The sequence below is a fragment of the Caballeronia sp. genome (genome assembly GCF_049581465.1).
Taxonomy (GTDB): Bacteria; Pseudomonadota; Gammaproteobacteria; order Burkholderiales; family Burkholderiaceae; genus Caballeronia.
The window spans coordinates 1-7,366 of record NZ_JBAUSA010000119.1; the positions used below are offsets into that span (position 1 = coordinate 1).

At 60.6% G+C, this 7,366-nt stretch carries 5 protein-coding genes and 1 pseudogene; 2 read left to right on the forward strand and 4 right to left on the reverse strand.

Annotated features, from left to right (window positions below):
- Positions 1 to 259 precede the first annotated feature (259 nt).
- Positions 260 to 1,444 carry a M23 family metallopeptidase gene (locus WCA53_RS02910; RefSeq protein ID WP_423905274.1) on the forward strand — a complete coding sequence of 395 codons (1,185 nt, stop codon included), beginning with the start codon at positions 260 to 262 and terminating at the stop codon, positions 1,442 to 1,444.
- 90 nt (positions 1,445 to 1,534) lie between these two features.
- Here WCA53_RS02910 and WCA53_RS02915 read toward each other — a convergent pair whose 3' ends face one another.
- A complete protein-coding gene (locus tag WCA53_RS02915) occupies positions 1,535 to 3,181 on the reverse strand; it encodes a D-alanyl-D-alanine carboxypeptidase/D-alanyl-D-alanine-endopeptidase (RefSeq protein WP_423905276.1) in 1,647 nt (548 codons plus the stop codon).
- Positions 3,182 to 3,290: 109 nt separating this feature from the next.
- On the opposite strand from WCA53_RS02915, the gene WCA53_RS02920 reads away from it, so the two are divergent.
- Positions 3,291 to 3,974, forward strand: coding sequence for a hypothetical protein (locus WCA53_RS02920; RefSeq protein ID WP_423905278.1), 684 nt, complete (start codon positions 3,291 to 3,293; stop codon positions 3,972 to 3,974).
- Between the two features lie 61 nt (positions 3,975 to 4,035).
- On the opposite strand, the gene WCA53_RS02925 is transcribed toward WCA53_RS02920, so the two are convergent.
- From WCA53_RS02925 to WCA53_RS02935, 3 genes and pseudogenes are all read right to left on the reverse strand, one after another.
- Positions 4,036 to 4,359: a hypothetical protein gene (locus tag WCA53_RS02925; RefSeq protein ID WP_423905279.1), complete on the reverse strand. Its 324-nt coding sequence runs from the start codon at positions 4,357 to 4,359 to the stop codon at positions 4,036 to 4,038.
- Between the two features lie 978 nt (positions 4,360 to 5,337).
- Positions 5,338 to 6,054, reverse strand: coding sequence for a trimeric intracellular cation channel family protein (locus tag WCA53_RS02930; RefSeq protein ID WP_423905281.1), 717 nt, complete (start codon positions 6,052 to 6,054; stop codon positions 5,338 to 5,340).
- A gap of 303 nt (positions 6,055 to 6,357) precedes the next feature.
- Positions 6,358 to 7,366: pseudogene (locus WCA53_RS02935) on the reverse strand (GTPase); the annotation flags it as partial.

Consider the following 7,366-nt stretch of genomic DNA (forward strand, 5'->3'; position numbering starts at 1 on the left):
AGCCAGAGCTGTTCGGTCGCGGTATCGAAACGAAACGGCGCGAAAACGAGCGGGCGCGTCAGGGGCGCGGCCCGCGACTCCGTCGACATGGTGGCGCTCCGCAGAGGTCATGGCCAAAACTTTGACCGAGTCTATACCGCTCCCCGGTTCCGCTCAATCCGCCATGCCGGCATTCTGCACGGGTGCCCGTCGCGTAACGGCGGATCTGCGACAACGGGGCGTTCGGTGAACGTGCCCGATCATAGGTAAAGGAGAAATTATGAAGCTGTTACTTGCGAGCATCGTGTCGGCCGTCCTGCTCATGCAGGGCTGTGGCGGAAGCGCCCTGAGCGGCTCCGAGCCGCTGTCCGATTCAGCCGAAGTGCGCGCGACGCCGCTCGTCGCCCGCGTCGACAATGTGCCGACTCCAGTCAAAGGCTCCGACAACCGATTTCATGTGGTGTACGAACTGACGCTCCTCAACTTCACGGGCGCCACCGCCTCACTGCAGCGGCTCAACGTCCTCGACGCCCGCAGTAGGGCTCCTGTCGCTTCGCTCGACGCGGGCCAGATCGCGCAACGTCTGGCGGTCGCGTCGTCGCGGAGCTCGGCCTCAGCCGAACTCGGGCCGTCGCAAACCGGCCTCGTCTACCTGCACCTGAGCTTCGACGACCCGTCCGCCATCCCGGCGACGCTCACGCACGAACTCACGCTCACGCTGAACGGCCAGACCGTCACCGAAACCGTCGCGCCGACCGCGGTGAATCCGCCGACGAATCTGGTGCTCGCGCCACCGCTCAAGGGCGGCCGTTACGTCGCCGGCGACGGCTGTTGTGACTCGATCCGCCACGTGCGCGCCACCCTGCCGCTTAACGGTCATTTGTATAACGGACAGCGCTTCGCCATCGACTGGGAGCTACTCGACGCGCAAGGCCGCATTCACACCGGCGATCCGAAGGTACCGCAGAACTACGCGATCTACGGCCAGCCCGTCTACGCAGTCGCGGACGCCACCGTGATCGCCGCGGTCGACGGCATGCCGGACAGCCCGCCCGGCGCGCTGCCTGCGAACATCGGCATCGACCAGGCTGACGGGAATCACGTCATCCTCGATCTCGGCAACGCTCACTACGCGCTCTATGCGCACCTCGCGCCGAACTCGGTGAAGGTCGCACCGGGCCAGCGCGTGCGCCAGGGCGACGTGCTCGGCCACGTGGGTAGCTCGGGCAACTCGTCGGAGCCGCATCTGCACTTCCAGGTAAGCGACGGTCCGAATCCGCTGGTATCCAACGGCGTGCCCTACCTCATCGGCCAGTTCGTCTCATCGCAGCGCGGCGTGTCCACCGAGGCATTCGATCAGGCGATTGCCGACGGCCAGCCGCTCGCGCTGCAACCGCTCGACGGCTCGCCGCAGCACGTATCCGCCCTGCCGCTCGACCTCTCGATCGTGGATTTCACGCATTAAACGCGCGGTCCGGCGAGCGTTGTCTCCCGCCCCGTTTGCGCTTCTCGCGCGAATGGGGCTTTCCGCCTTCGGAGCCGCCGGAAACCGCGGCTACTGGAGCTTCCACACGATCGCCGAGATCGTTCCCTCGTCCTGAAACACGCTCACGACATCGTTGATCGAGCCGACCGGCACGTTGTTGACGACCAGCTCGAACGCGAGCCGCCGCCCACTCTTTGCGTCGATATAGCCCGCGAGCGCCTGCCCCCTGAGTACCAGCCCCTCGGCGGGAGCGGTCGCCGCCGTCACGTACGTCCCGGTCTTCGCGTGGACCTGCCCCTTCGCGCCGGCGAGCCTCGGGTCGCTTTCGAAATCGGTCACCATCGCGAGTGAACCGTCGGTCGCCAGGGTGGGCAACGCGTCGACAAACGCTGCATATACCGGCTTGCGCGTCATGCCCTGCAGCATGTCGATCACCGACGTGCCGGTTGCGGTCGTGTCACCCCCGCCGCTGCCGTCGACAAAATGCAGTTGGTCCGCGGGGACGCCGAACTGCGCCGGCAGTTCGATCTGCTCCGCGGCAAGCGCGCTGCTCATCGAGTTCGCACCGTTGTAGGCGAGCCCGAACAGCACGAGACTTGTGTCGGCGCCGATGTTATAGCTGACCTTGAGGATGAACTTCGCGTATTGTGCGTAGGGCTGCGAAACAAGTTGCGCGACCCGCACCGATGACACGTAGGTTGGCGTCGCGGGTAGCAGCTGGACCGGATTGGGCTCGATGGCCGGCGCCGTGACCGTCACGCCCGCCCGTTCCAGCGCCTCGATGAATACGGTGCGCGCGTAGTTCGACGGCTCGGTGACGCGAAACGTCCTGATGAGGGGAAACTGTCCGGTCAGCGGCGGCGCCAGATCTGCTGGCAGGTTGCCTGACACGGTGCCCACGCAGCCCGCCGAGCCGATGCAAGCAGGCAGTTCCGGATCCAGTTCCACGGCGAGCGCCGAGCCGGCCGGCCCGGTCCCTAACAACGACTGCACGGAAAACGCCGACGACTTCGGACGCCAGTCGACCGGCGCCAGCGCGCCCGCGCTCCCCTGGCCGATGATCACGTCGACCACGTCGTCGTTGACGAAAATCGGCCGTACGTCGAACTCGCCGCGAAAGTCGAACGGCTGGAACAGCCGGTCGTCGATGACGACATCGCCCGCGACCTGCTTGATGCCCTCCGCCGCGACCTGGGCGGCAAGGGCGTCGTAGCCCGCCAGAGGATCGGGCGCGCTCAGGATCGCATTGCCAAGAGAGTTCGCCTCGTTATGGTCAAGGTTGGTGAATGCCACCGTACCGTCGGGGCTGGTACGGCCGCCCATGAGGAGATCGCCGCTTGCCACCAGCACCAGATTGCCGTTCAGCGTCCCGCTCGCGTTAACCGTCCCCTGTGCGTAGACCGGTGTCGTAAGCGCATACTGCGCGCCCAGTTCGTTCAAGGCCGAGCCCACCGAAAACAGTTTGCGGACCGAACCAATCAGCAACGGCAAGCCGGCGTTCAGGTCATAGATGATCTGGCCCGATGCAAGATCGACGACGCGCAGCGACCAGGTCGAGCCTCGATAGGCGGGCTTGTTCATCACCTGCGCAATTGCTTCGGGAACCGGCAGGCTGTGGCTGTTCACGCTGGAAGAGCCGCCGCAGGCGGCAAGACAAAGTCCGCTCACGAGCAGGCTCACGGCGCGTCCCACGTTGGTCCTGAAAATTGTATTCATCGCACGACCTCGGCGAGACTGCGTCATCCTGCGAATTAAGAAACGTCCGATCGACTGTGCTTTTTTGGCGTTTTCTCCTGATATGACTCTAACCCTCGGAGGCATATCGATGTTCCCTGCCGCACTCATTCCCAAAGACCAGTTGCAAACACGCTATATCGCGCCGTTCGGACTCACTGCATTGCTTCAACCGCATAAGCCTGGTGAGTCCGTTGACTCGTTATGGATTGGCGGCCATCCCGGCGAACCGGGAATTGCTCTTTTCGTTTCTGCGCTCGATGCTGAAATTTATCGGCTCCAGTCGCTCACCATTGGCCGAGAATGGGTTCGTCATCCCCTTGAAGTTATCGGGTTTAAATACACGGTTGAACGGCTTGGAAAGGCGTGGACTAACCTAGTCTTTGGCTTCAGCGCGAACGCGCGTGGTGAGCTCGTCCGCGGTCCGTCGGGGTGTCTTTCGCTGCCTCACTACCAAGAAAGCTTTGGTCCACTGGCCGAACCAGCGACGCCAGTGATTTTCCGATTTGGCGAGCCCTTATTTGAAACAATGAAAGAGCGGTGGGATTTGATGGGCGAGCCAGATCACGCAAGCACAATAGCGACGGTGAACGCGTTAGGCGCGACAGCCGCGGGCGCTGCGCAACTCAAGGAAATAGCTGAGAAGACTTTGCGACTGGTCAAGGTTGCGCCTATCGGCGAAGCGGCCCACGAGCGAACCGACTACGCAACGTTTAACCCCCAAACATCGCAGTGGCGTTATGGGCCGACCGAAGCGCGTCAGCAACTGCATTGACGCGCTTCCGTTTGCTACCGCACGAAGTTGATTCCTCGTGCGGTGACGTACTTGCGTCACTTCACTGAATCAATTTGGTATGAGGCGTCACGCGCGGATCGTTGCAAAGCCGCGCGCAACTGCCCTCACATAACGGGGTTAGCCCAACCACGATTTGCTCGACAGTAAGCGAGCCATCGGGCGCTCTTCCCGTCATCTCATCCGTGAACGTCTTTTTGTCGATCAAAATGTTTACATTCTTGATGCCAAGCATCAGTAAGTAAGCCTTGACGTTCTCGCCACGCAATTCCTTCAAGCGTTCCAAGTTCCGTTCGCCTTTGTACGCACCCGCGATCACTTCTGCGCGAATTTGCACGTCAGGCCACTTTTTCGCTTCGATGTACATATTTGCGATGACAAGCCGATCCGCGTTCGAAATATCGGTCGCGCCGAATGGCACATGAGTCTCCATCCCCTCACCGATCGTACACGCGCGCGCTGTTGCCGAAAACCAAGGCGGAGCCGCTGTTGCCGTGAAAAACAGCAATGCAAGGAGTTTTGGTTTCATGGTTGTATTGGTGCGTCAGCCGGACGATTGGCAGAAGTGACGCCGTTGCAGCAGTCGTTCGGGCAACCTGGATTTAAATCGATAAGCACAGCTGTCGCATCCTTCCCATTCCCCTCGGCCATCAATGGGGTGTTTACGTAGCTCTTCACGTCCGATGCCGTCTTGCTCATGTCGAAAAGATCGGTCAGCGCCTTTACCTTGTTTGCCCGTTGCGTGGCGAGTAGCAAAGCATGCGCTTCGTTCGTAACGTTATCTGCTCGTCATGGTGATAAAGCAACAGTTCGCCGTTAGGTCCACAGCCCATCTCTGCCAGTTCATGGACTGTGTACTCTTCATAAGTGTCGTTCTGCGATGCGATCAAATGCGGCGTGGGGTTGCATTTGCATGCGCCTAAGTCGCCCTCAAGTGCCTATTCTTTGCCCATCCAATCGTCTGGGAAGTGCGGTCCGATTCCGAGAATTACGCCCAAGGATCTACAAGATGGCCAGAACAGGTTGGCGCCGACAAAGGTTAGCGGAACGCCATGATGGAAATCGTTCTCGAAACCTTCTATTACGGTAGCGCCGCTTGTTGTCTTATCTCCTTCCTTTGCGAAAGTACGTCGCATCGATTCGGCATCCTTTTTAAAAAACGGTGAGGATAGTTTTATCGAGGACGTGGGCTAAGAGTCAATGACACGTGTCTTAAAAGCGAAAATTAAAAGCAGGGAGCGCAGCGGATACCGACGCCGTAAGGCAGTTAACGCGCCGCGCTGCCCGATGTCAAGGAACACCCCCCGGGAAGTGACGGCCCGCCGAATGCGCGGGTAGCGGTCCGTCAGACTAAGGGAATCTTCGGTAGTTGCCAGCCGCCCGCCACAGCGGCCATGCGCAGGGCAAAACACGCGGCACCCCCGACGACAGAAGCGAGCGCCGGCGGAAGACCGCAGCGGCGGCTTGCGACAAACACGAGGCCTGCGAAGAACGCTGCGACAGCGTAGATGTCGGCCGTGAGGATAACGGGGACGCGCACGAGCAACAGATCCCGTACGACGCCACCGCCGACCGCCGTGACGGTGCCCAGGATGGCGGCCATGACGGGGCCAGCCCCGTGACGCGTTGCGGTATGAACACCGACGATGGCGAACATGGCGAGCACCGCTGCGTCCAGCGTCGTCACGGCCATCGAGGCTATATAGCTCGCTTGGGGATGGAAGATGAAGGTGAGCAGGCCCGTGACGATTGCGATTGCCGGGCTGCGCCAGTTGTTGATCGCGGCGGGACGTACGCCGAGCAGCACATCGCGTATCACGCCGCCGCCAATAGATACGACGATAGAGATGAAGAGCACGCCGAACAGATCGAGTCCGTGGCGGGCCGCGATCGACGCGCCCTGCATCGCACAGACAACCGTGCCAGCACTATCCGCAACCGTGACTATTGTCTGGACTTTGGTGTTGACGAACCGACGCAGGATGCCAGCTGCGAGCCCAATACGCGATTCACGAACGGTGGGGACGAAAGTGAGAGAGCGGCGCGGGGATAGGTCGGACATGCTGTTTCCTTTGGCGGAGCAGATGACTGGATGCGCCAAGGATGCCGACGAAGGTCTCGCGACCGTAGACCGTTTCGGTAAAAGTTCGGTAAAGAACGCCCGATTGCCTTGCCAGGAAGGTCCAGGGAAGGTCCGTTACAACTACGACGATGGGGGCGGCGATGGATAACAGACGGCCGGAGCATGTGCCGCAGGCCGTACAGCAGGTTCCAAGCGCGAAAAGTGGCTTTTCGCCTCGTGAATGTTGAGTCTGCTATCTGCTCCTAGTGAACCAAGCCCATGTCAGTCCACTTTGAGCGCTGCTCAACTGGCCCCGATGACAGCCCATGTCGCCAGCGCCCCGTTCGACGCCGTGAAAAGCCCATATCGTTCATAGAGGGCCGACGCCCACTGTTGGCGCAGTTTAGTTGAGATAGCTGTCCCATCTCCTGCTTTGTCCGGAACGACGGGATCGGACACGTTGCGCATAAACGCGAAGTTGACTCCGCCCGAGAGCGCCACCTCGCCGAGAACAGCATCGTCTTCCTCGTACGCCGAAAATGCAGTACTTCCTTCACCCGGCGCCATCGCGAAGTTGCATGACGTGTTCAACGGGGTGCCCTGCATGCTATGGATCGATGGAGATCCAAGATTTGCGGGATTCAGCGGCCCATTAATCAGGTCGGTCAGTGTAATGTTGCCCACCTTGTTCTTTCTCGAAAACTGACTAAACACGGTCTCCAGGTCCTGCTGGGTGGCGACGCTGGCGAGAGGGAACATCAGTTGCTGCGCACTGGCAAATAACGTAGACGATGGAAACCAGTTGCTGCACGTAAAGGTTGCCCCGTTCTCCGGATCCTGATTGTTTGGCGGTGCCCCCGGAAGCAATTGAGCACCGTTTGTCAATACAGCGTCCCCCAGCATCTGTTGAAGGTTCCCGCCGCCCGCGGTGCCTATGGAGTAGAGATACTTGGGTTGCGCGTCGGAGATAATCGCGTTCACTTCTGCCCGAAGGCCAGCAATATAGGGCGAGTATTGAAGGTGCGCGTTCGACCGGTACAAAATAACCGTCCAGTCTTGCGTCACACCAGGCACTGTCACAACCCGGAACGTACCCCACAGCGGGTCGCTACGACTGTCCGAGCTATACGACGCCGTATTGTGTGAGTACGGGAGCCAGTCCGCATCCCACGAGCCAGCGCCGCTGCCGCGCGCGGAGTCGCTGTTGACGAAAACGTGATCGAGTGCCGACCACTCGGCATTCGTCCATGTCACCACAACGATATCGGCACGGGGAAGCGGATCGGTTGCTTTACGCGGTGCAACGGTGACC

Bases quoted from the DNA above. Each gene is read 5' to 3' on its own strand.
- WCA53_RS02910 (WP_423905274.1), top strand. From the start codon at position 260: ATGAAGCTGTTACTTGCGAGCATCGTGTCGGCCGTCCTGCTCATGCAG.
- WCA53_RS02915 (WP_423905276.1), bottom strand. From the start codon at position 3,181: ATGAATACAATTTTCAGGACCAACGTGGGACGCGCCGTGAGCCTGCTC.
- WCA53_RS02920 (WP_423905278.1), top strand. From the start codon at position 3,291: ATGTTCCCTGCCGCACTCATTCCCAAAGACCAGTTGCAAACACGCTAT.
- WCA53_RS02925 (WP_423905279.1), bottom strand. From the start codon at position 4,359: ATGTACATCGAAGCGAAAAAGTGGCCTGACGTGCAAATTCGCGCAGAA.
- WCA53_RS02930 (WP_423905281.1), bottom strand. From the start codon at position 6,054: ATGTCCGACCTATCCCCGCGCCGCTCTCTCACTTTCGTCCCCACCGTT.